This is a genomic window from Bradyrhizobium sp. S3.7.6 (genome assembly GCF_054061875.1).
The window spans coordinates 1,037,894-1,059,927 of the sequence record NZ_JBSSEQ010000001.1 but is presented as its reverse complement, the minus strand read 5'-3'; the positions used below and the strand labels follow the sequence as shown (position 1 = coordinate 1,059,927).

The following is a 22,034-nucleotide window of genomic DNA, read 5'->3' as shown; positions in this document are numbered from 1 at the left end:
GCCGAGGCGCCGTGCCACGACAAAAGGAATTCGAAAGATGACCGTCTACGCGATCGCGCAATTGAAGATGACGGACCGCGCGGCCTATGACCGCTATCAGGCGCGGTTCTTCGACGTGTTCAGAAAGTACAATGGACGGCTGCTCGCCGCCGACGAGCAGCCGCGCGTGCTCGAGGGCCCGTGGCCGTTCGACAAGCTCGTCATGATGTCGTTTCCCGACGAGGCCGCGTTCCTCGCCTTCTCGAATTCGCCGGACTACGAAGACATCTCGCGCGATCGCAAGGCGGGCGCGCAGGCAACCGTGCTGCTGGTCAGGGGATTTGCGCCGGCGGGCTAACGCGGCGCGTCACCACCACGGCCCGTAGCCGAACACGAAGGGTGCCGGCACGCCGTAGGGATAGGGACGATAGTAGATGGGCCGCGCGTAATAATGCGGATCATGGGGCGCTGAGCGCCGCGCAACGTCATGGTGTCTTGCGTGCCGTCTCGCATCGAAAATCGCTGTCCCGGCCGAGGCATCCGACTTCGTCACACTCTGCGCGGTTGAAGCGCGAGGCAAACCCGCTGCGAGCCCGGCGACAACGGCCAATGCAATCCATCTCGTCATGACGAACTCCGCCCTCAAGATGCGGGCATCACGCGGCCGTTGAGGCGCGTCAGCCCCGCCGCCAGTAGCAGCTCATATGCGGCACGATCACCGTGCCGCTCGGCCGATATTCCTGCACATAGGTGGCGTTGCACTCGCGCACCGCATCGGGACCCGGATAGTAGCGCGGATAGACGCCGTCCGGAGCGTAGTAGGGCGTGACGCGCAGCCGGGCGGGCGGGCGCCTGCGCGGCGGCGGAACGTCGTCTGGCGAGGCCGCCTGGGCCAGCCTGACACCGGCGCCGGCCGTCTGAGCTTCCGCACCGACGCAAAATTGCGAAAACAACCCCATGCAAAGTAGAACCAGTATTGCTGTTCCCGCCCGCATCGCACCACCACCCACCTGAGCTATCCCCTTGAGGCGCCGTACGCTCCCCGTTTTCGTGCGCGGCGTCAACTCTTCGTAGCCCTCTATAAAGCCGGATGCATCGCCACGGAACCCGCGCTAAGAAAAGCCCATGTGGACGGAATTGAAAGCACCCTCGCTGGCTGAGATGGAAGCGACGGCGCACGACATCTTCGAGCGCCTGCCGGCGGAATTTCGCGGCCTCTGTGAGGGCGTGATCCTCCGTGTCGACGACTTCCCGACCGAGGAAGTGATGGACGAGATGGAATGCGATAGCGAGTTCGACCTGCTCGGCCTGTTCCAGGGCGTCGGCCTGCCCCAGCAGAGCCTGGGCGATGTGGCGCGGCTGCCCAACATGGTCTGGCTCTACCGCCGGCCGATCCTGGATTACTGGGCCGAGCACGACGAGAGGCTCGGCCACATCGTCCGCCACGTCCTGATCCACGAGATCGGCCACCATTTCGGCCTCTCGGACGACGATATGGCGGCGATTGAGGCTCAGGCGGAGTAGGACGTCATCGGTTGCGTATGGTTGGCGCAGCGAGAAGCATCGTCAGTCGATAGTCGGACCAGCCCGCGAGAGACAGCGACACCTGCTGATAGTGCAGCAGTCCCATGGTCGGATGATCGAACGCACGCTCGCCGCCTTCGCGTGCCAGAACCCCCTGCGTCTCCCAGCAGCGTTCGAAATCGGGGCTTCCAACTCTCAGTTCCTCGACGAGCCGGCGAATGTCCGGATCGTCGGAATAGGCTGTAACAGCGGCGCGGAATTCTGCGACGACGCGTTGCGCGCGTGAGGTCCAGTCGAGGATCAGTGTTCGCGCCTCGGGCCTGAGGAAGATGTAGCGCAGAAGATTTTTTTCGCCGTCAGCATCGAGCCATCCGGCAAACAACCGGGACGCTTTCGCATTCCAACGACGCGCACCCCATGTGCGATCGAGAATGTAGGCCGGCCCTTCGATCGCATCGACGCAGGCCAGCACCTCCTCAGGCGGATCATCCCTGTGGCCGGGACGCTCGGGATCGCGCTTGCCCCCAACTTCGAACAGATAGCTGCGCTCCGCTCGTGACAGGCGCAATCCGCGTGCGAGGCGCGCAAGTGTCGAAGCCGAGACGGAGACATCGCGACCCTGCTCGATCCACGTGTACCAGGTGACGCTCAATCCGCAGAGCTGAGCGACCTCCTCGCGCCGGAGGCCGGGCGTGCGCCGCCGTGCTCCGGCGGCGAGGCCGAATTCTGCCGGAGACTGGCGCTCCCGGAGCGCGCGCAGGAACGCGCTGAGCGAGAGAGGAGCGATCGGGTCTGGTCCCTTCATGGTGGTTTTTATACCAGCATAAATAACATTCTTAAACGGGTATAATCGGCATGCTAACTCTTTGCCGCTGCGGCGTCGCTGCGGAAAGGACGAACGGGTATGGGCAGGCAATTCGCAAGGATCGAACCTGAGCACAGGGCTTTCATCGAACGGCAGAAGATCTTCTTCGTCGCGAGCGCCCCGCCGAAGGGACGCATCAACGTGTCTCCCAAGGGCCTGTCGGCATTCCGGGTGCTGGGAGAGAGCGACGTCGCCTACCTCGATTGCACCGGCAGCGGCAGCGAGACCCGTGCGCATCTGACCGCCTCCGACGACAAGCGGCTGACCATCATGTTTTGCGCCTTCGACGGCGCCCCGATGATCCTGCGGCTCTATGGCCAGGCTCGATCGCTCATGCGCGGCACGCCGGAATATTCCGATCTCGTTCCTGACTTCGAGGACATGGCAGGCGCCCGCCAAATCGTGCGCCTCTCGGTCGACCTCGTGCAGACGTCATGCGGTATGGGCGTGCCGCTGTTCGACTACAGACAAGAACGCGGCAGCCTCGTGCGCTACTGGACGGCGCAGGGTGTCAACAATTTGCGAAAATACTGGGGTCTGAAGAACATGAAGAGCATCGACGGCCTGCCGACCGGCTTTGCCCCTGACAGCATGGCTCCGCCAGGCTGAAGACGAACCTCGATTTACGCCCCTAGGCCTGCCGAATCCGGCCTAGGATTTGTGTGCCAACCGGGCTAAATAGCCCTCCCCTGACTTCAAACCGGGAAGCCTGAAATGGACAAGTTCACCACGCTGGAAGGCGTCGCGGCGCCGCTGAAGATCATCAATGTCGACACCGACATGATCATTCCGAAGCAGTACCTCAAGACCATCAAGCGCACCGGCCTTGGCAAGGGGCTCTTCTCCGAGCAGCGCTACAAGGACGATGGCAGCGAGAATCCGGATTTCGTGCTCAACCAGCCTGCCTATCGCAATTCGAAGGTGCTGGTCGCCGGCGACAATTTCGGCTGCGGCTCGAGCCGCGAGCACGCGCCCTGGGCGCTGCTCGACTTCGGCATCCGCTGCGTGATCTCGACCTCGTTCGGCGACATCTTCTACAACAACTGCTTCAAGAACGGCATTCTGCCGATCCGCGTCTCGCAGGAAGATCTCGACAAGCTGTTCGACGACGCCGAGCGCGGCGCCAATGCGACGCTGACGATCGACCTGCCGAACCAGGAGATCCGCGGCCCCGACGGCGGCAAGGTCAAGTTCGAGATCGACCCGTTCCGCAAGCACTGCCTGATCAACGGCCTCGACGACATCGGCCTGACGATGGAGAAGAAGGCCTCGATCGACACCTACGAGGAAAAGCTCAAGCGCGAACGCGCCTGGGCCTGAGATCGAGCTCCAGTTCGAGCCCCGGTGCGACGAGCGCCGGGGCTTTTTCTTTGCCCTGATTAACCCCTAGATTGACGCGCATGCTGCCCGACATCGTCACCTTCTGGCACGGCCCGATGGACGCACTGCGCCAGACCTGTCTGCGCTCGCAGCTCGCGGCCGGCCACAAGGTCACGGTCTATAGTTTCGACACCATTCCCGGCCTGCCCGCGGGCATCGGGAATGCGGATGCCGAGGCGATCCTGCCGCACGCGTTCTCCGAACGATTGCGACCGCCGCAGCCGGACGGAAGCTGGCGCGACTGGACCACGCTGCAGTTCAGCGACTTCTTCCGCATGAAGCTGATGGCGAAGAACCTCGGCCTCTGGCTCGATGCCGACGTGCTGCTGCTGAAACCCGTCGAGATCGATCCAGCAAAGCCCTACTTCGCCTGGGAGCGGCCGCGCCAGCTCGGCAATTCCGTGATCTATCTGCCGGCGAAGCACGGCATCGTTGCCGCCTTCGAGGAGCTGATGGAGCAGGAGGAGCTGACGCCGAACTGGCTGTCGGTGCGCCATCGCATCACCTTCATGATGCGTCGCCTGCGCGGGGGCTCGAACCGTCTCTCGGATATTCGCGTCGCGATCTTCGGACCGGCGGCGCTCACTGCGCTCGCGCGCCGCACCGGTGAATTACAAAACGCACTGCCGAAGCAATCGTTCTACGCCGTGCATGCCGAGCCAAAACTGTTCTTCGATCCCTCGAGCTATCTCGGCCTCGTCACTAACCCCGAAATCATCGGCCTGCACATCTCGCCCAAGGGCCGTGGCGGCGAAAAGCCGATCCCGGGCAGCCTGTATGCATGGGCGACGGAGCGGTTTAGCTGAGCTCTCTCCGCTGCGCGGCACGCTCGTGCCCCGACGCAGCGCAGCACGTCAGTGATGCGCTGCTGAGCCGGGGCCCAGCATGTGGCAAGATGGGTCCCGGCTCTGCGGAGCGGCACTTCGCGCCGCACCGCGTCCGGGACACGCGACCTGCCTTCTTGACCCATTCTCAATTTGATCCAGCGCAACGCGCTCCTGCACCATTGTGCCTAGTCTGGCTCCAATTCCACGACCCGAACGGAGCCTCGCATGAGCACCGCAAGTAGGCCTTATCCCATCGTACAGGATCTCATCGAATCCTTCGCGAACTGGCTGAAGCATCGCCGCGAGATGAACGAGATGCGGCAGCTCGATCGCGCCGATTTCGACCGGATCGCGCAAGATCTCAGGATCGCGCCTGACGATCTGGAGGAGCTGGTCCGTCACGGCAAGCACGCTGCCGACGAGCTGCTGAAGATGCTCGAGCAGCTCGGCATCAGCGCAGACAGGCTCGGTCGTGCGCAGCCGCTGCTGCTCCGCGACATGGAGCGCGTCTGCTCGCTCTGCAATCACAAGGGACAATGCGACCGCGATCTCGCCGATGGCACCGCCGCGGAGAACTACCACGGCTATTGTGCCAATGCGTCGACGCTGGAGTCGCTCGATCGGGCCGACGTCGCCCCGCGCTGACGCGTCGTCTGGATCGAAAGATCAGATCGTGCCGTTTCGCGCGCAAGCGTCGCGCTGGGCAAATCCCTTCACGAGCTTTCTGCATGCTCGATAGCGCTCTTCCATACTCGCTCCGCCGGCATGACCCGGAGGGCCAGGTTCGGCCGCGCTCTCTTTCTTGACTGCATGAGCTCGCGACGTCTTATCGCGTTTGGTCGGAGGTTCGGCATCCTCGGGCACCGGCACAAGCTGCCAGACTGGACGAAGCTCGATAGTCGCGGTCTCCGACGGATTCTCCTTATTGATGGAAGTCAGGGCAAGGACGTTCTTGTCCAGCTTGACCGTGACAGGCGTTCCATTGATGGAGAATTTATCGTTCGAAATGAACTCGGCGAACGATTTGTATCCCGCCACATCCTTCGCCCATGATTGTTTCGTGGGCGGCCCCCAGAGGTAGTATCCTTTGGCCAAGCCCGTCGCGGAGACCTCCGTGATGATCAGCATGGCGTAGCGTCCCTTGCCATTGGTCCACCCGCGCTTGTTGGACCACACGCCGACAAACCTGGAATTGGCGTTGAGTGGATCGTTCTGATCGGACGAGATGGCGAAGCTCGGCAATTCGAGGTGCTGAGCTGCCGCGATGACAGAGATTTTTTTGTTGTCGTCGGGCGTAAATGGATTTCGCACGACGCGCTTGGCATCAGGCTCCTGGCGCCCGCCCGCATCCGATTTCGGGGCAGCAGCCGGAGATGATAGCGCCGCAACTTCGCTGGCCTTGAGATCCTTGATTCGTTGGCGGGCTTCGACGGCGTGGTCGCTGCGGGGGTATCTGGCGAGAAATTCCTCAAAGAGAGCTGCCACCGTCGACGTCCGGACAGCCTGCCAGAACTTCTCGTCTTCCGCGGGAGCTGCGGGCGCCGGAGTTGATGCAGCTGGCGCCTGAGCGGCGACGGCGGGGGCCTTGAGGTAAATCTCTTCCTTCGACAACGAGCCATACACGAAAGGCTGCTGTTCGCGCCTGGTTGCCGCCATCACGTCGTCACGAACCCGGCGAAACAGAAACGATATCTCCAGGCCGGGCGTTTCGATGTGGCGAAGCAGCGACGTCGTGAAGGGGCTATTCCGGCCTTCGCCGTCGCTTGCCGTGGTGCCGTCCCGGGCGGCATACGCGATCAGGACATTGTCGGACGGCTCCGTCGGCGCGAGCCCGCGAGCCACGGCCCGGGTGCTCAACGAGCGCTTCATCTTCGCAGCAAAAGGGTTGTTGCGGCACGCGTCAAGTATCACGAGGCCCAACTTCCGTGCCTTCGAAACCTGAAGGCTCACCGAACGCAGGCTGATCGCCTCGCTTTCGGCGTCGGTATCGCTGCGCAGCTCGGCGCTGATCGGGATCAGCCAATTCTCGCCGCCGACTTCCATGCCGTGCCCGGCGTAGAACACGACGGCGATGTCGGACATTTCGGCGGATCGGCCGAACTCAACGACGGCCTTCCTCATCTCTTGCGCGGTGGCGTTCTTGACTTGAGTGACCTTGAAATCCAGCCGCTCCAGCGCGCGGCCGATGTCGGCCGCGTCGCGAGTCGGGTTCGGCAACTCGGGCACCTTCTCGTAGGCGCCATTGCCGATGACAAGCGCAACCCGCGCCTGCGCAAGGGCGGGCTGAGCGGACAAAAGCGACATGACGAGAAAGACAGCTGCCCCAAAAAAACGCATCAATAGATTGCCCGAACCCACCAATGGCTTCGAGGGTAGCACCCCTGTTCACCACCGCAACGGGAAAAGCCGAGATCGTGGACTTCGGCGAAACGGCCGTCGTCGGGACGAGCCGACGACAAGCAGCTGACGATGCCGGTGCAGCTCGGCATCGGCGCGGAAGCGCCCGGGCCAGGGCAAACTCACGCGCCGCCGCAACAATCACTGGTCGATCACCACGTGTGGCACCTCGCCCAGTAGCAAAGGGCGTCAATAGTATGATGTATGCAAGGCCCTGTTTGCGCGGCGAGGATGCCGGCAAGGTCTCCGCAATTGTCCGTGCTTGATCTCGACGAATGGCTCTGTTTGGATGGTTGCCCTTCGGCAATTCGAATTCCGGACAATCATGGCAAACGAAATAGATGGTTACCGTCGTTCGTTGGGTGCTCGTTCACCGGAAAGCGCCGTGACCGTCCACCGCACGGGCATCGGGAATCGACTATTGGCGGCGTTGCCGCCGGCGGATCTCGGTTTGCTCACGCCCTACTTCCAGAAGGTCTCGTTCGAACCCGATGCCATCCTGGTGCGGTCGGGCGATGAGCTCGACCCGGTTTATTTTCCCCATAGCGGCGCCATCGCCTTCATGATCGATATGCCGGACGGGCAAACGGTCGCAACCACCTTGATGGGACGGGAAGGCGCTTTGGCCTCGTTCTCCGTGCTCGGCCCGTCGCTGTCATCCGTGACCGCGATTGCTCGGATCGCCGGCACAGCATCGCTGATTTCCGCCGCCAAGTTTCGCGCGGCCTTTGCGCAAAGCGCCGCCATCAGGAACGTCGTGCAAGTCCACGCCCGCGCGGTGTTGTTGCAGCTCCAGCACGTCGCCGCCTGCAACGCGCTGCACCGGGTCGATGGCCGCATGGCGCGGTGGCTCCTGCAGCTGCACGACCGCGTTCCCGATGACCGGCTTCCGGTGACGCACGAGGCGCTTGCGCAATTGCTTGGGGTGCGACGGACGACAGTGACCCTGACGATGAGCAAGCTACGCGATGCCGGCGCCGTCCCGTCCGACCGGCGCGGGTTTGTCGAGATCCATCGGGCGCGGCTCGAGAAGGTCGCATGCGATTGCTATGCGCTCATGCAGCGCAAGATCGATCAGATGTATTGCCAGGAATTGGCGGCGCCGCAGCCTGTCGATGCGCCGTCCCGCGAAAGCGCCATCGTCGCGGGTGACGAATCCAGAGCCGCTTCGCGGGCGGGAAAATAGGCGATTGGGACTGACCGCCGCGATGACCGCATGGGTCACAAGCGGCAGTCCTCTTGACGTCGAGAAGATGTCCGTCTGGCGGGGAAAAGCGGATATCGCTTCTTCGAGTTGACGCCTCAGCCCTTGCTCATCGCTGCGATCGCGTCCGCGATCTCGATCGTGCGCCGCGCCATGTCGGCGTGCAGGCGCTCCACCATTGCGCCATCGAGCCGGATCGCGCCGCGCGAGACGTTCTCAGGCAGCTCGAACGCCGCGATGATCTTTCGCGCGCGCGCGACTTCCTCTTCGGGCGGCGTGAAGATCGCGTTGCAGGCCTCGATCTGCGACGGATGGATCAGCGTCTTGCCGTCGAAGCCGAGGTCGCGGCCCTGTGCGCATTCGGTGGCAAAACCGTCTGAATTCGCGATGTCGCTGTAGGGGCCGTCAAGGATCTCGAGGCCATGGGCGCGCGTCGCCAGAATGCAATGGGTGATCATCGGGATCATCGCCGCGCGGCCCGGCAGCATCTTGATGCGCGTCTCGCGCGATATGTCGTTCGGGCCGAACACGAAACCGGAGAGGCGCGTCTTGGGATCGCGGCCCGCGGCGGCCAGCTCCTCGGCATGAAGCACGGCGCGCGCGGTCTCGATCATCGCCCAGACTTTCACCGTCGGCGCGGCGCCGAGCTCGGCAAGGCGAGCGCCGATCGCCTGGAGATCCTCGATGCTTGAAACTTTTGGAACCAGAATGCCGTCAGGCGAGGCCTTGGCGGCCATCGCGACGTCATCGGCCCACCAGGGCGTGTCGAGGCCGTTGGTCCGGATCAAAATCTCGCGCTTGCCGAACCCCTTGTCCGCGATCGCAGCGGCGATGCCGTCACGCGCCACCCCCTTGAGGTCGGGGGCGACGGAATCTTCCAGATCGAGGATCAAGCCGTCAGCGGCGAGATTTCGCGCCTTTTCCAGCGCGCGGGGGTTGGAGCCGGGCATGAACAGATGGCTGCGGCGCGGGCGGGTCATGCGAGCATTCCTTCCAGTTTCCTCAGGTCTATTCTGAAGCATGATCCCGGAAAAGTGTGCGGCGGTTTTCCGAAAGGATCATGCTCAAACAACAAGCCAAGCCGATAGCATCTGGCCTGCCTATTCGAAAGGCTTGTTCGCCCCTCTGGTCTATGGTTAGGCATAGGCCATGATCACATTCCCGAAGCATTTGCTGGAAGGCTACAAGGCCTTCGCCACCCAGCGGCTGCCGACCGAGCAGAGCCGCTATCGCGAGCTGTCGGTGAAGGGGCAGTTCCCGGAAGTGATGGTGATCGGCTGCTGCGACAGCCGCGTCTCGCCCGAGGTGATCTTCGACGTCGGCCCGGGTGAACTGTTCGTCGTCCGCAACATCGCCAACCTGGTGCCGGTGTATCAGCCCGACGGCAATGCGCACGGCGTCTCCGCGGCGCTGGAATATGCCGTGACGGTGCTGAAGGTGAAGCACATCGTCGTGCTCGGGCACGCGCAATGCGGCGGCATCCGCGCCTTCGTCGACAAGATCGAGCCGCTCACGCCGGGCGACTTCATCGGCAAATGGATGCAGATGTTCATCAAGCCGGGCGAAGTGGTCGAGCAGCGCGACCACGAAACCATGGCACAGTTCGTCGAGCGCATCGAGAAGGCCGCGGTGTTCCGCAGCCTGGAAAACCTGATGACGTTTCCGTTCGTGCAGAAGGCGGTGGACTCAGGCCAGATGCAGACCCATGGCGCCTATTTCGGCGTGGCAGAGGGGTCGCTGTTCGTGCTGGACAAGGTCGCGAAGGAATTCAAGAGCGTGCGCAACGCGGCTTGAATTCGTAGGGTGGGCAAAGGCGCAACGCGCCGTGCCCACCACTTCTATCGCAATCGGGGAGAGATGGTGGGCACGGCGCTTCGCGCCTTTGCCCACCCTACGGTAGCGTGCGTTACGCCGCCTTCTTCTTCGCGCTGATCAGCTTGCGGTTGATCAGGACTTCCGCGATCTGGATGGCGTTGAGCGCCGCGCCCTTGCGAAGATTGTCGGACACGCACCACAGCACGAGGCCGTTCTCCACCGTCGCGTCCTCGCGGATGCGGCTGATATAGGTGGCGTCCTCGCCGGCGGCTTCATACGGCGTGGCGTAGCCACCGGGCTCCTGCTTGTCGATGACGAGGCAGCCCGGCGCCTTGCGGAGGATGTCGCGTGCCTCGTCCGCCGTGATCGGATTCTCGAACTCGATGTTGACGGCCTCGGAGTGGCCGACGAACACCGGCACGCGCACGCAGGTCGCGGAGAGCTTGATCTTGGGATCAAGGATCTTCTTGGTCTCCGCCATCATCTTCCACTCTTCCTTGGTGTAGCCGTCCTCCATGAAGACGTCGATCTGGGGGATGACGTTGAAGGCGATGCGCTTGGGGAATTTCTTCGCGATCAGCTCGCTGTTGGTGTAGACGGCCTTGGTCTGCGAGAACAATTCGTCCATCGCATCCTTGCCGGCGCCCGAGACCGATTGATAGGTCGAGACCACGACGCGCTTGATCGTCGCCTTGTCGTGCAGCGGCTTCAGCGCGACCACGAGCTGCGCGGTCGAGCAGTTCGGGTTGGCGATGATGTTCTTCTTCTTGAAGCCGGCCGTCGCGTCCGCGTTCACTTCCGGCACGATCAGCGGCACGTCCGGATCCATGCGCCAGGCGGACGAGTTGTCGATCACGACCGTGCCGGCGGCGCCGATCTTCGGCGACCATTCCTTCGACACCGAGCCGCCCGCCGACATCAGGCAGATATCGACATCGGAGAAGTCGTAGTGCTCGAGCGCTTTGACCTTCAGGGTGCGGTCGCCATAGGAGACCTCGACGCCGACGCTGCGGCGTGATGCCAGGGCCACGACCTCGTCCGCGGGGAATTTGCGCTCATCGAGGATGTTGAGCATTTCCCGTCCGACATTGCCGGTCGCGCCGACGACTGCGACTTTGTAACCCATCGTTCACTCTCCGATGAAAAAGCCCGTTCCTGAAGCTGACGCTTAAACAGGAAGAGCAGCGCTTCTATGCGAGAACCGGCCTCAAGACAACGTTGGACCATGCCTGAAGGCCGTGGATGCAGTCGCCAGAGGCCAGCACGGCCGCAACCCCTACCCAGATCCATCTGGCGCTCGCAGCCCTCGCCGACGAAATCGTCGGCACGCTGGCGCGCCTGTTCGCCTATGTGGGGGCGCTGGTCCTGTTTGCCATCCTCGCCCTCGCCGCGCTCGACCAGCTGCCCAGCCTGCGTGACGATGAGCCCGCCGAGAAGCTGGGGTGGAGCGTGGCCGACCGCTCGCAACCGGCCTTCGCCCTCAGTCGGCTCGATTCATCAGAAAAAACAGCCTCTTACGTCATTCTCAGGCATCCCGAAGGCGGTCGCCGGGACGTGATGCGCTGGACCGGCGAGGCGGACAAGCCCGTGGCGGAGCTCGAGATCTACCGCGAAGGCGGCGAATTCGACGTGACCCGCCCGGCGACAGCGGACCTGGCGGTCCAAATGGGCCTGGGTGACGCAACGCCGCTCGAGCAGGCCGGCCTGATCGACACGAAATTCGGTCCCGTCGCCCTGTTCCGGCCCACCGGCACGGCGGAGGCCGCGCGGGCGTGCCTCGGCTACCTCAAGCGCAGCGAAGAGCCGGCGCTCCAGATCTCCGGCTTCTCCTGCCAGGGCGACACCCTGCCCGCCCGGCGCGCGGCGATCGCCTGCACGCTGAACCGGCTGACGCTCCTGACCTCGGGCAACGAGCCGAAGCTGGCGGAATTGTTCGCCCATGCGGAGCTGAAGCGCCGCTCCTGCGCTCCCCAGGGTTCGTCGGACTGGCTGCTGGGCGCGGCGAACGCGCAATTGCGCGGCGCGCTCTAACCGGCATCAAGCTCAAGTGGCTGGTATTGATGCAACTTTTGCCAGCGCGCACGATTATTCCGAGCTGGTGTGACCCAATAGACCTAGTTGCGGCCACCCTTGCCGGGCTAGTATGGGGATGAAATCGATTGGCGGCTTGCCGCCTGAAGGGGACGTGATGAGCTCGAATTTCTCCGCCGCGAACAAACTGGCGATGTGGCTTGCGGCCGGCGCCGTGGTTGCCATGTCCTCAGCCCTCGCGACACCCGCCTCGGCAGACACCAAGAAACAACGTTACGACAACAGCCGGCCCTATTACGGTCCGAGCGGCCCCAACGCGGTCTATCAGCAGGGTCGCACCCGCCTCTATGTGAGCAAGCGCTCCTGGCTCGACGGCGGCACCGAGGTCAATCCGGGCGACCGCAAGTTCTCCGACTACGCTTTCCCGCCGGCGATCGGCTATCCGACCTTCGCCCGCGAGAACAACAACCGCCCGATCGATCGCCAGCCGCTGAGCACGCCGGCCGACGTCGGCGGCTATCCGCGGAATTTCCCGCTGTACTGAGCGGAATGATCGACCGAATCAAAATGGCCGGGCTCGCGCCCGACCATTTTTGTTTGTGAGAGATGCGTCCGCTTCAGGCGTTGGCTGCCGGGTCGTAGCGCCTGCAAAATTCTTCAATCGCCTCGGAGCGGAAATCGCCCAGGCGCTCGAAGATCAGTTCGTCCGGCCAATCCCACCAGGCTATGCGGCGCAGGCTTTCGGCGACCGAATCGTCAAATCGCTTGCGGATGGGGCGCGCGGGAACGCCACCGACGATCGTGTAGGGCTCGACATCGCGGCTGACGACCGCGCCCGCGGCAATCACCGCGCCGTCGCCGACCGTGACGCCCGGTAGCAGGATGGCGGCGTGCCCGATCCAGACATCATTGCCGACGATGACGCGGTCACTGCGGCGATCCGCGAAGAAGTCGCGGTCACGACTCGCAGTCGCGTCGTAATATTCAGGGCAATAGGTGAAGCGATGCTGGGACGGCCGGCCCATCGGATGATTGGGCGCGCCGATCCGCACCGAGTTAGCGATGGCGGTGAATTTTCCGATCACCGCGTCGGCGACCTCGCAGTTCTCGCCGAGATAGGAGTAGTCGCCGAGCGCGGCATATTCGATGCGGGTGTTGGCGAGGATTTCGCAGCGCCGCCCGATCTGGGCTTCGCGCTGGCGGACCGTTTCATGGATGATGGTTTCCGCGATCTTGGGGCGGGGCGAGGCATCCATGAGGTGGCTTCCCTGAGGTCGTCGGCAGAGCCGTAGGGTGGGCAAAGGCGCGAAGCGCCGTGCCCACCATCTCGCGGCAATCGCGATCGAAATGGTGGGCGCGCTATCGCTTAGCCCACCCTACGATTGCAGTGTTTGTGGCTACGCGTGCAGCTTCTGCAATTCCTTCAGGATCGCTTCGCCCATCTGCGTGGTCGAGGCGGCCGTGGTGCCTTCCGACTTGATGTCGGCGGTGCGCAGGCCACTCGCCAGCACCGCGGCGATCGCGGCATCGACCTTGTCGGCGAGATCGCCCATGTCGAAGGAATAGCGCAACGCCATGCCGAAGGACGAGATCATCGCGATGGGATTCGCGAGGCCTTGGCCTGCGATGTCAGGCGCCGAACCGTGCACGGGCTCGTACAGCGCCTTGCGCTTCTTGCTCTTCACATCAACCTCGCCGAGCGAGGCCGAGGGCAGCATGCCGAGCGAACCGGTCAGCATCGCCGCGATGTCGGACAGCATGTCGCCGAACAGGTTGTCGGTGACGATGACGTCGAACTGCTTCGGCGCCTTCACCAGCATCATGCCGCCGGAATCGGCGAGCTGGTGCTCGAGCGTGACGTCGGGATATTCGCGCTTGTGGACCGCCGTCATGACCTCATTCCAGAGCACGCCCGACTTCATGACGTTGCGCTTCTCCATCGACGTCACCTTGTTCTTGCGCTTCCTCGCAAGCTCGAAGGCGACGCGGCCGATGCGCTCGATCTCATAGGTGTCGTAGACCTGGGTATCGACGGCACGCTTCTGGCCGTTGCCGAGATCGGTGATGGTCTTGGGCTCGCCGAAATAGACGCCGCCGGTGAGCTCGCGCACGATGACGATGTCGAGACCCTCGACCGCCTCACGCTTCAGACTGGAGGCATCGGCCAGCGCCGGATAACAGACGGCGGGACGGAGGTTGGCGAACAGGGCGAGATCCTTGCGCAGGCGGAGCAGGCCGGCTTCGGGGCGCACCTCGTAAGGAACGGCATCCCACTTCGGGCCGCCGACCGCGCCGAAGATGATGGCGTCGGCGGCCAGCGCCTTGGCCATGTCGCCCTCGGAGATCGACACCTTGTGGGCGTCATAGGCGGAGCCGCCGACCAGGCCGGTATCGGTCTCGAATTTGGCGATCCCTGCCGAATTGAGCCAGTCGATCAGCCGCTTCACCTCGCCCATCACCTCGGGGCCGATACCGTCGCCGGGGAGCAGCAGCAATTTGTGGGTCGCCATGGTCGTTTCCTCTGAGATCGAATTCGGCCGGAGTGCTAGAGCGGCGTTGCGCGCTTGGCAAGACACCATTGCCGCCTCGCGGCTGTGCAAGACCCGCAGGGCCTGCCACACTGCGCACGCCGGAGTATCCCTTGCGCGCCCCTGATCGTCCCCCGCCCGACGCACACCCCGCGCGGCTGATCCTGACCCTGTCGCTGGCGGCGACGGTCGGGCTCGGCATCGGCCGCTTTGCCTATGCGCTGGTGCTGCCCGATATGCGGGAGGACCTCGGCTGGTCCTACTCGGCCGCCGGTTTCATGAACACCATCAATGCCGTCGGCTACCTCGCGGGCGCGCTTGTCGCGTCCCGGCTGATCCAGCGCGTCGGCTGGTCGGCGGCGATCCGCGGCGGAACCCTCGCCTGCGTCGCCGCGCTCGCCACCTGCGCACTGACCGGCAATTTCGTTGCGCTGAGCCTCGCACGTCTCGTGCTGGGCTTAGGGGCCGCGGCCGGCTTCGTCGCCGGCGGCGCGCTGGCCGCTGCTATCGCGCAGTCGCGCCCGGAACGGGCCAATTTCCTGCTGAGCCTGTTCTACGCCGGGCCCGGCATCGGGATTCTCGCCTCGGGGCTGATCGCCCCGTTCACGCTGCAATATTTCGGGCCGGGCTCGTGGTGGCTGGTGTGGTGGGCGCTGACGCTGCTGTCCGTCGTGATGACCGTGCCGCTGTTCCTGATCCGCATCGAGAGCGGGGTGCGTTTCTCGGAAGGCAGCCACGCCACCTTCGCGATTCTGCCCGTGCTGATCTATCTCGCCGGCTACTTCCTGTTTGGCGCCGGCTACATCGCCTACATGACCTTCATGATCGCCTATGTGCGCGACGGCGGCGGCGGGGCCGCGGCGCAGGCCGCGTTCTGGAGCCTGATCGGCCTCAGCGCCTTCGTCACACCCTGGGTCTGGCGCGGCGTGCTGGCGCTCGACCGCGGCGGACTTGCCACCGCCATCATCCTCGGCACCAACGCGCTCGGCGCGGCGTTGCCTATGCTGGGGCATTCGCCGGCGTGGCTCGCGGTCTCGGCGGTCGTGTTCGGCGTTGCCTTCTTCGCCGTGGTCGGCTCGACCACGGCCTTCGTGCGCTTCAACTATCCGCCCGAGATGTGGCCGACCGCGATCGCGGCCATGACGATCTCGTTCGGCGTCGGCCAGACGCTCGGCCCGATCGTGGTCGGTGCGATCACCGATGCACTGGGCAGCTTGAGTTACGCGCTGAATGTGTCGGCGGCGCTGCTGGCGTTGGGGGCGGTGGCCGCGTTGTGTCAACGCAAGGTGGGGCCGGCCAAGCAATCGGTGCCGTAGGGTGGGTTAGCCGAAGGCGTAACCCACCACTTCTGCCACTGCGGAAACGAAAGAGGTGGATTACGCCGTGCGACCGCGCTTCGCGCAGCCGCAGGGCTAATCCACCCTACAGCAGCGTGCCTAACTCCCGCTGAACGAATTGTACCCCTGGTCTTCCCAATAGCCGCCCTTGTAGTCGTTGGTGACTTCCATCGAGACCACGTATTTCGGGTTCTTGAATCCGAGTTTCGTCGGCACGCGGATCTTCATCGGGAAGCCGTAGGCGCGCGGTAATATCTCGTTGGCGTATTTGAACGTCATCTGGGTTTGCGGATGCAGCGCGCTGCGCATGTCCAGGGGCGAGTTGTAGCCGTCCTTGTCGGCGCACTGGAACCAGACATACTTTGCGCGCGTGTCGGCGCCGATCAGCTTGAGGAAATCGCGCAAGGGCGTGCCGGTCCAGCTTCCGATCGCGCTCCAGCCCTCGACGCAGATGTGTCGGGTGATCTGCGTGACCTGCGGCAGCTTGTAGAGCTCGTCCAGCGTCCAGGACTTCTTGTTGTCGACGAGACCGCGCACCTCGAGCTTCCAGTCGGCGCCGTCGACATCGGGCGCGTCGTCGAGATCGTAATAGGCGTTGAACGGAAACGGTTTCGTGATCGCGCTTTCCGGGAAGGTCGGCGCCAGCGCGTCGGGATTGAACATCCAGGCCTGCACGGCGTCGTTGAACTTCGAGACCTTCGCGAGCAGGGTATCGGCCGACGAGGAATCGACGACGTCGCAGCCGGTGAGCAGCGTCAGCGCGCCGAGGCTGGCGCCGCCGGCGATGAAGCGGCGGCGGGTGAAGTCCGGCATGGACTTGATGGAGTCCTTGATCAGCAGCCGCTTGTCGACGCCGGGGATGAGGAATGAGCGCTTGGCCATAACGGGTCTCCTAATCAGCGGCCAATGATCATCGCACGCAGGCTCTTGGGCACCAGCAGCGCGAGCAAGACGTGAATGACGAGGAAGGCGCAGATCGCGGCCATGCAGAAGAAATGGACGTAGCGCGCGGTCGGATAGTCGCCGAACAGCATCACGAGATAATAGAGCTGCACCGGCTTCCACATCGACAGGCCCGACAGCACGATCAGCACGCCGACCACGATGATGCCGGCATAGAGCAGGCGCTGCACGTAATTGTAGACGGTGAGATCGTCGTGGCCGAGCTTGAAGGTCAGGGCAGCCCTGACGTCGTGGAGCACACCGGACGGCGTGATCGGCAGCAATTTTTTGCGGAAGCGGCCGGTGGCGAAGCCGGTGACGAGATAGGCGAGGCCGTTGACCATCAGCAGCCACATCGCCGCAAAGTGCCAGAGCAGGCCACCGCCGAGCCAGCCGCCAAGCGTATACTCGCGCGGAAAACTGAAGCCGAACAGCGGCGAGGCGTTGTAGATCTGCCAGCCCGACAGGATCATCAGGATCATGGCGACCGCGTTGGTCCAGTGCATGACACGGACCCAGGCCGGCTGGATCACTTTGGCGGGGGTGGCGCTGACCTGCTCGTCGCTGACTGTGAGGCTCGACATGATGGTTCCGTCCTGAAGGTCGTCTGACACCGAATATACGCCGATACTTCCGCTTTCGTTACGCCCCCGCACGACGGCGAATCGAGTCTGCGGGCGACCTTGGTCACAATAAAGCGAGCCGGGTGCCCCCGGCTCGCCGTTTCGTCGCATCCTGCTTGCGGGATGAAACAGGGACGCGCGGTGTTACGTCGCCGGCATCAGCACGGTATCGACCACATGGATCACGCCGTTCAACTGGTTGACGTTGGAGATCGTCACCATCGAGGTGCCGCCCTTGGCATCGACGATCCAGACCTTGCCGTCCTGCTTCTTCACGGTCAGTTCCTCGCCTTCGGCGGTCTTCATCTTCTTGCCGTCGGTGAGGTCGGAGGCCTCGAGCTTGCCGGGCACGACATGGTAGGTGAGGATCTTGGTCAAGGTCGCCTTGTTCTCGGGCTTGACCAGATTGTCGACGGTTCCGGCCGGCAGCTTGCCGAAGGCGGCATTGGTGGGCGCGAACACCGTGAACGGGCCCTTGCTTTCCAGCGTCGGCACCAGGCCGGCCGCCTTCACCGCCGCGACCAGCGTGGTGTGATCCTTGGAGTTGACGGCGTTCTGGACGATGTTCTTGGACGGGAACATCGCGGCGCCACCGACCATGACGGTCTTCTCCTCGGCGCGGACAGGCGCGACGACGGTCGCGGTGATGGCCAGGGCGCTGAAAGCGGCGGCAGCGAGATAGGCAATACGCTTCGACATGGAGAGTCTCCCGATTGGATTGTGACCGGCAATGGCCGGCGTTTGCGTTGGGGCAACAACGGCGCCTGCGACCTTTTGGCGTGAAGCAGCAGTGCCGTCGTTGGACCGAACTACGGGAGGGTTCGCGATGGGGTTTCGGGAAATAATTTATCGTGATGCGTGAAACTATGTAGCGGCGCATCCGTGTATGAGCGCGGGCTCAGCACCCGGTGCCGTAGGGTGGGCAAAGCGAAGCGTGCCCACCAACTTCATTCGCGATCGAGGGTAGATGGTGGGCACGGCGCGTCGCGCCTTTGCCCACCCTACGGCAGTGTGCTCGTCTCAATCCCTGTTGTTCGGCGTCTGAATGAATCCGCGATTATGCGTCGGGCTGATCAGCAGCTCGTTGATGCAGACGCGCGGCGGCATCGATGCGATGAACGCGATGGTGCGGCCCAGATCTTCCGATTGCAGCATCTTGGCCTGCTCCTCCTCGCTCGGCACCACCGGGCGCAGTTTCAGGATGGGAGTAGCCACCTCGCCCGGCATCAGGCAGCAGGCGCGCAGGCCGTTGACGCATTCGTCCATGTTGAAGGAATGAGTCAGCGCCAGCACCGCATGCTTGGTGGTGGTGTAGGCCGGGCCCGGCATCTTCGAGACGTGGCGGCCGGCCCAGGACGAGACGTTGATGATCGAGCCATCCTGCTGCTTGCGCATCGTGGGCAACACTGCGCGCATGCAATACAGCACGCCGTTGAGGTTGACCTGGACGAGCTCGTCCCAGCCCTCCAGTTCCATGTCCTTCCAGCTCCGCTTGGGGACATTGATACCGGCATTGTTCACGAGCAGGTCGATGCGGCCGTGTTTCGCGACGATTTGATCGGCCGCCTTCTGGGCTTCGGCGGCGTTGGACACATCGAGCGCAATGGCCTCGGCCGCCCCGCCTGCCTTGGCAATCCTGGCAACCACGGTATCCAGGGCGTCCTTGCGGCGGCCCGAGACCACGACTATCCAGCCGTCGGCCGCGAGCGCCTCGGCGCCGGCCTCCCCGATGCCGCTGCCACCGCCCGTCACCCAGGCCACGCGTTTCCCGTTTTTGGTCATGCAAACTGTCTCCGTTGCTTCATTGGGGCGGTTTTTGCTAATCCAGCCCTCGGTTTTGACCGGCCTTGTTTGCCTTGCGGTCGAGGAAATCTTGCATGAACCAAGCTGCCAACGCCAACCTGTTTTCCCGCCTGTTCGACGGTCTGGACGATCCCAAACGCCTCGCGGTCGAGACGCAGGACGGCGCCCATATCAGCTATGGCGACCTGATCGCGCGGGCCGGGCAGATGGCGAACGTGCTGGTCGCGCGCGGCGTGAAGCCCGGCGACCGCGTCGCGGTGCAGGTGGAGAAATCGGTCGCCAATATCGTGCTGTATCTCGCCACCGTGCGGGCCGGCGCGGTCTATTTGCCGCTGAACACGGCCTATACGCTGAACGAGCTCGATTACTTCATCGGCGATGCCGAGCCGTCGCTGGTGGTCTGCGATCCCTCCAAGGCCGAGGGCCTCGCCCCGATCGCCGCCAAGGTGAAGGCCAAGGTCGAGACGCTCGGGCCCGACGGCAAGGGCTCGCTGACGGAAGCCGCCGACAAGGCCAGCAGCGAATTCGCGACCGTCTCACGGGCAAACGACGATCTCGCCGCGATCCTCTACACGTCAGGCACCACCGGCCGCTCCAAGGGCGCGATGCTGACGCACGACAATCTCGCGTCGAACTCGCTGAGCCTGGTCGGCTATTGGCGCTTCACCGACAAGGACGTGCTGATCCACGCGCTGCCGATCTACCATACGCACGGCCTGTTCGTGGCGACCAACGTCACGCTGTTTTCGCGGGCGTCGATGATCTTCCTGCCGAAGCTCGACCCCGATCTCATAATCAAGCTGATGGCGCGCGCCACGGTGCTGATGGGCGTGCCGACCTTCTACACGCGGCTGCTCCAGAACTCCGCGCTGTCGCGCGAGACCACAAAGCACATGCGGCTGTTCATCTCGGGCTCCGCACCGCTGCTCGCCGAAACCCATCGCGAATGGTCGGCGCGCACGGGCCATGCGGTGCTCGAGCGCTACGGCATGACCGAGACCAACATGAACACGTCGAACCCGTATGACGGCGAGCGCGTGCCCGGCGCGGTCGGCTTTCCCCTCCCCGGCGTCTCCGTGCGCGTGACCGAGCCCGAGACCGGCAAGGAGCTGCCGCGCGACGAGATCGGCATGATCGAGGTGAAGGGCCCGAACGTCTTCAAGGGCTATTGGCGCATGCCGGAGAAGACCAAGTCCGAATTCCGGCCCGACGGCTTCTTCATCACTGGCGACCTCGGCAAGATCGACGACAAGGGCTACGTCCACATTCTCGGCCGCGGCAAGGATCTCGTGATCTCCGGCGGCTTCAACGTCTACCCCAAGGAAATCGAGAGTGAGCTCGACGCCATGCCCGGCGTGGTCGAATCCGCCGTGATCGGCGTGCCGCATGCCGATTTCGGCGAAGGCGTCACGGCGGTTCTGGTCTGCAACAAGGGCGCCGACGTCACCGAGGCCGCGGTGCTGAAGGCGCTCGACGGAAGGCTGGCAAAGTTCAAGATGCCCAAGCGCGTGTTCGTCGTCGACGAATTGCCGCGGAATACGATGGGCAAGGTGCAGAAGAACGTGCTGCGGGATACGTACAAGGATATTTACGCGAAGAAATGAGTGGGGGAGCTCTGCTCTCTCGCCGTCATTGCGAGGAGCCTCTACCCGGTACGCTGTCATGCCCCGCGAAGGCGGGGCATCCAGTACGCCGCGGCCTCTCGGATCAATCACCGGCGCTGGTGGAATACTGGATCGCCCGCCTTCGCGGGCGATGACAGCGGAGGATGTGGCGCGGAGTTCAGCCGAAGCCGTTCACTGTCCGCCCACCAAGCTCATCACAAACCGGCTTCCGACGATGAACAGATAGCAGCCGAACGCCACCTCCAGCGTTCGCTTCGACATCGCATGCGCGGCTCTCACGCCGAGCGGCGCTGTCACGAGGCTCATCGGCATCACCAGCACGGCGCCGATCAGCGAGACGTAGCCAAGCGCGAACGGGACTTGCAGCGCTGCGACGGCCGGATAGGTCGCCGCCGCCGGCCAGCCGGCATAAATGTAGCCGAGCGCGCCGGGGATCGAGATCAGGACCGCGAGTGCCGACGAGGTCGCCACTGCCTGGTGGATGGGCCGGCCGTAGAACGTCATCAGCAGGTTCGAGAACAAGCCGCCGCCGATGCCCATCAGCGTCGAGAGGATACCGACGCAGAAGCCGTAGACGCGCATCAGCGGGCCTTTGGGCAGATCATCGCCGAACTTCCAGCCCTCGCGCGCGAAGATGAGACGCGCCGACGCGGAATAGGCGACGCAGACGAACACGATCTTGAACAGCTTCTCCGGCGCGTAACGCGCGATGACGCTGCCGGCGACGACGCCGATCACGATCGGCAGCCACCACACGCGCAGGATCGTCATATCGACGGCGCCGCGCTTGTAGTGCGCCTGGAACGAACGGATCGAGGTCGGAATGATCACCGCGAGCGAGGTGCCGATGCAGAGCGGCATGCGCACTTCGAGCGGCACGCCGGCGATCCGGAAGCATTCGTAAAACACCGGCACGAGAATCGCGCCCCCGCCAATGCCGAACACGCCGGCCAGGAATCCCGAGAGCGCGCCGGTTGCGATCAGCAACAGCGCGAGCTCGACGATCTCCTTGATATCAAGACCTGCAATCACCCCTGACCTGCCCCGGCGACTTGGTCGCAACTTCTCCGAAACATGCCTTCGGAAAGCTGCGTGCGGAGCTTTAGGCGATCTGATTCTCGCGGTCGACACGCCACATCTTGCGGCTGGGGTGG

General features: G+C 63.8%; 25 protein-coding genes. 12 read left to right on the top strand and 13 right to left on the bottom strand.

The features are described from left to right. The first annotated feature begins 37 nt into the window (after positions 1–37). Positions 38–337: a DUF1330 domain-containing protein gene (locus ACVJ5M_RS05030; protein ID WP_063985986.1), complete on the top strand. Its 300-nt coding sequence runs from the start codon at positions 38–40 to the stop codon at positions 335–337. Between the two features lie 9 nt (positions 338–346). Here the strand turns inward: ACVJ5M_RS05030 and ACVJ5M_RS05025 are convergent, their stop codons facing one another. Next, entirely contained in the window at positions 347–607 is a 261-nt protein-coding gene (locus ACVJ5M_RS05025; protein WP_084794921.1) for a hypothetical protein, read from the bottom strand. A gap of 49 nt (positions 608–656) precedes the next feature. Then, on the bottom strand, positions 657–938 hold the full coding sequence (locus tag ACVJ5M_RS05020) for a hypothetical protein (protein ID WP_063980388.1): 282 nt from the start codon (positions 936–938) through the stop codon (positions 657–659). Between the two features lie 166 nt (positions 939–1,104). Between ACVJ5M_RS05020 and ACVJ5M_RS05015 the strand changes: the two genes are divergently transcribed. Next, complete coding sequence (locus ACVJ5M_RS05015) at positions 1,105–1,503, top strand: metallopeptidase family protein (protein ID WP_063980387.1); 399 nt, start codon at positions 1,105–1,107, stop codon at positions 1,501–1,503. Between the two features lie 4 nt (positions 1,504–1,507). On the opposite strand, the gene ACVJ5M_RS05010 is transcribed toward ACVJ5M_RS05015, so the two are convergent. After that, positions 1,508–2,308, bottom strand: coding sequence for a helix-turn-helix transcriptional regulator (locus tag ACVJ5M_RS05010; RefSeq protein ID WP_283017913.1), 801 nt, complete (start codon positions 2,306–2,308; stop codon positions 1,508–1,510). A 99-nt stretch (positions 2,309–2,407) separates the two neighbouring features. On the opposite strand from ACVJ5M_RS05010, the gene ACVJ5M_RS05005 reads away from it, so the two are divergent. The 4 genes from ACVJ5M_RS05005 (at position 2,408) to ACVJ5M_RS04990 (ending at position 5,220) form a co-directional block, all read left to right on the top strand. Beyond that, complete coding sequence (locus tag ACVJ5M_RS05005) at positions 2,408–2,977, top strand: pyridoxamine 5'-phosphate oxidase family protein (protein WP_063980385.1); 570 nt, start codon at positions 2,408–2,410, stop codon at positions 2,975–2,977. 105 nt (positions 2,978–3,082) lie between these two features. Next, a complete protein-coding gene (gene leuD / locus ACVJ5M_RS05000; protein WP_014490662.1) occupies positions 3,083–3,688 on the top strand; it encodes a 3-isopropylmalate dehydratase small subunit in 606 nt (201 codons plus the stop codon). 80 nt (positions 3,689–3,768) lie between these two features. Beyond that, positions 3,769–4,554, top strand: coding sequence for a glycosyltransferase family 32 protein (locus ACVJ5M_RS04995; RefSeq protein ID WP_063980384.1), 786 nt, complete (start codon positions 3,769–3,771; stop codon positions 4,552–4,554). 246 nt (positions 4,555–4,800) lie between these two features. Continuing rightward, the gene (locus ACVJ5M_RS04990) at positions 4,801–5,220 is read left to right on the top strand and encodes a hypothetical protein (RefSeq protein ID WP_063980383.1); all 420 of its coding nucleotides are present in this window, start codon (positions 4,801–4,803) and stop codon (positions 5,218–5,220) included. Between the two features lie 21 nt (positions 5,221–5,241). Here ACVJ5M_RS04990 and ACVJ5M_RS04985 read toward each other — a convergent pair whose 3' ends face one another. Then, positions 5,242–6,933, bottom strand: a complete 1,692-nt coding sequence (locus tag ACVJ5M_RS04985) for a caspase family protein (RefSeq protein WP_187387861.1) — start codon at positions 6,931–6,933, stop codon at positions 5,242–5,244. 424 nt (positions 6,934–7,357) lie between these two features. On the opposite strand from ACVJ5M_RS04985, the gene ACVJ5M_RS04980 reads away from it, so the two are divergent. Continuing rightward, entirely contained in the window at positions 7,358–8,158 is an 801-nt protein-coding gene (locus ACVJ5M_RS04980) for a Crp/Fnr family transcriptional regulator (protein WP_063980381.1), read from the top strand. Positions 8,159–8,274: 116 nt separating this feature from the next. Here ACVJ5M_RS04980 and ACVJ5M_RS04975 read toward each other — a convergent pair whose 3' ends face one another. Then, complete coding sequence (locus ACVJ5M_RS04975) at positions 8,275–9,156, bottom strand: HpcH/HpaI aldolase/citrate lyase family protein (RefSeq protein ID WP_071908673.1); 882 nt, start codon at positions 9,154–9,156, stop codon at positions 8,275–8,277. Positions 9,157–9,325: 169 nt separating this feature from the next. Between ACVJ5M_RS04975 and ACVJ5M_RS04970 the strand changes: the two genes are divergently transcribed. Beyond that, complete coding sequence (locus ACVJ5M_RS04970) at positions 9,326–9,970, top strand: carbonic anhydrase (RefSeq protein WP_063980379.1); 645 nt, start codon at positions 9,326–9,328, stop codon at positions 9,968–9,970. A gap of 112 nt (positions 9,971–10,082) precedes the next feature. Here ACVJ5M_RS04970 and ACVJ5M_RS04965 read toward each other — a convergent pair whose 3' ends face one another. Further along, complete coding sequence (locus ACVJ5M_RS04965; RefSeq protein WP_063980378.1) at positions 10,083–11,117, bottom strand: aspartate-semialdehyde dehydrogenase; 1,035 nt, start codon at positions 11,115–11,117, stop codon at positions 10,083–10,085. 116 nt (positions 11,118–11,233) lie between these two features. On the opposite strand from ACVJ5M_RS04965, the gene ACVJ5M_RS04960 reads away from it, so the two are divergent. Both ACVJ5M_RS04960 and ACVJ5M_RS04955 read left to right on the top strand, forming a co-directional pair. Further along, positions 11,234–12,022, top strand: a complete 789-nt coding sequence (locus tag ACVJ5M_RS04960) for a hypothetical protein (protein ID WP_063980377.1) — start codon at positions 11,234–11,236, stop codon at positions 12,020–12,022. Between the two features lie 157 nt (positions 12,023–12,179). Beyond that, positions 12,180–12,566, top strand: coding sequence for a hypothetical protein (locus tag ACVJ5M_RS04955; protein ID WP_028158592.1), 387 nt, complete (start codon positions 12,180–12,182; stop codon positions 12,564–12,566). 73 nt (positions 12,567–12,639) lie between these two features. Here the strand turns inward: ACVJ5M_RS04955 and ACVJ5M_RS04950 are convergent, their stop codons facing one another. Both ACVJ5M_RS04950 and leuB read right to left on the bottom strand, forming a co-directional pair. After that, positions 12,640–13,278 (bottom strand): DapH/DapD/GlmU-related protein, encoded by a 639-nt coding sequence (locus ACVJ5M_RS04950; RefSeq protein ID WP_231143762.1) that lies wholly within the window; start codon positions 13,276–13,278, stop codon positions 12,640–12,642. Between the two features lie 141 nt (positions 13,279–13,419). Continuing rightward, positions 13,420–14,532 carry a 3-isopropylmalate dehydrogenase gene (gene leuB / locus ACVJ5M_RS04945; protein WP_231143761.1) on the bottom strand — a complete coding sequence of 371 codons (1,113 nt, stop codon included), beginning with the start codon at positions 14,530–14,532 and terminating at the stop codon, positions 13,420–13,422. A 131-nt stretch (positions 14,533–14,663) separates the two neighbouring features. Between leuB and ACVJ5M_RS04940 the strand changes: the two genes are divergently transcribed. Continuing rightward, complete coding sequence (locus tag ACVJ5M_RS04940; protein ID WP_354099929.1) at positions 14,664–15,866, top strand: YbfB/YjiJ family MFS transporter; 1,203 nt, start codon at positions 14,664–14,666, stop codon at positions 15,864–15,866. 120 nt (positions 15,867–15,986) lie between these two features. On the opposite strand, the gene ACVJ5M_RS04935 is transcribed toward ACVJ5M_RS04940, so the two are convergent. From ACVJ5M_RS04935 to ACVJ5M_RS04920, 4 genes are all read right to left on the bottom strand, one after another. After that, positions 15,987–16,769 (bottom strand): molybdopterin-binding protein, encoded by a 783-nt coding sequence (locus ACVJ5M_RS04935; RefSeq protein ID WP_063980374.1) that lies wholly within the window; start codon positions 16,767–16,769, stop codon positions 15,987–15,989. 14 nt (positions 16,770–16,783) lie between these two features. After that, entirely contained in the window at positions 16,784–17,413 is a 630-nt protein-coding gene (locus ACVJ5M_RS04930; RefSeq protein ID WP_014490675.1) for a cytochrome b/b6 domain-containing protein, read from the bottom strand. Positions 17,414–17,596: 183 nt separating this feature from the next. Beyond that, positions 17,597–18,151, bottom strand: a complete 555-nt coding sequence (locus tag ACVJ5M_RS04925; RefSeq protein ID WP_063980373.1) for a fasciclin domain-containing protein — start codon at positions 18,149–18,151, stop codon at positions 17,597–17,599. Between the two features lie 321 nt (positions 18,152–18,472). Further along, positions 18,473–19,234: an SDR family oxidoreductase gene (locus ACVJ5M_RS04920; protein ID WP_063980372.1), complete on the bottom strand. Its 762-nt coding sequence runs from the start codon at positions 19,232–19,234 to the stop codon at positions 18,473–18,475. A gap of 95 nt (positions 19,235–19,329) precedes the next feature. Here ACVJ5M_RS04920 and ACVJ5M_RS04915 point away from each other — a divergent pair, with 95 nt between their 5' ends. Beyond that, entirely contained in the window at positions 19,330–20,859 is a 1,530-nt protein-coding gene (locus tag ACVJ5M_RS04915; protein ID WP_063980371.1) for a malonate--CoA ligase, read from the top strand. Between the two features lie 192 nt (positions 20,860–21,051). Here ACVJ5M_RS04915 and ACVJ5M_RS04910 read toward each other — a convergent pair whose 3' ends face one another. Next, positions 21,052–21,912 (bottom strand): sulfite exporter TauE/SafE family protein, encoded by an 861-nt coding sequence (locus tag ACVJ5M_RS04910; RefSeq protein WP_063980370.1) that lies wholly within the window; start codon positions 21,910–21,912, stop codon positions 21,052–21,054. Positions 21,913–22,034: the final 122 nt, after the last annotated feature.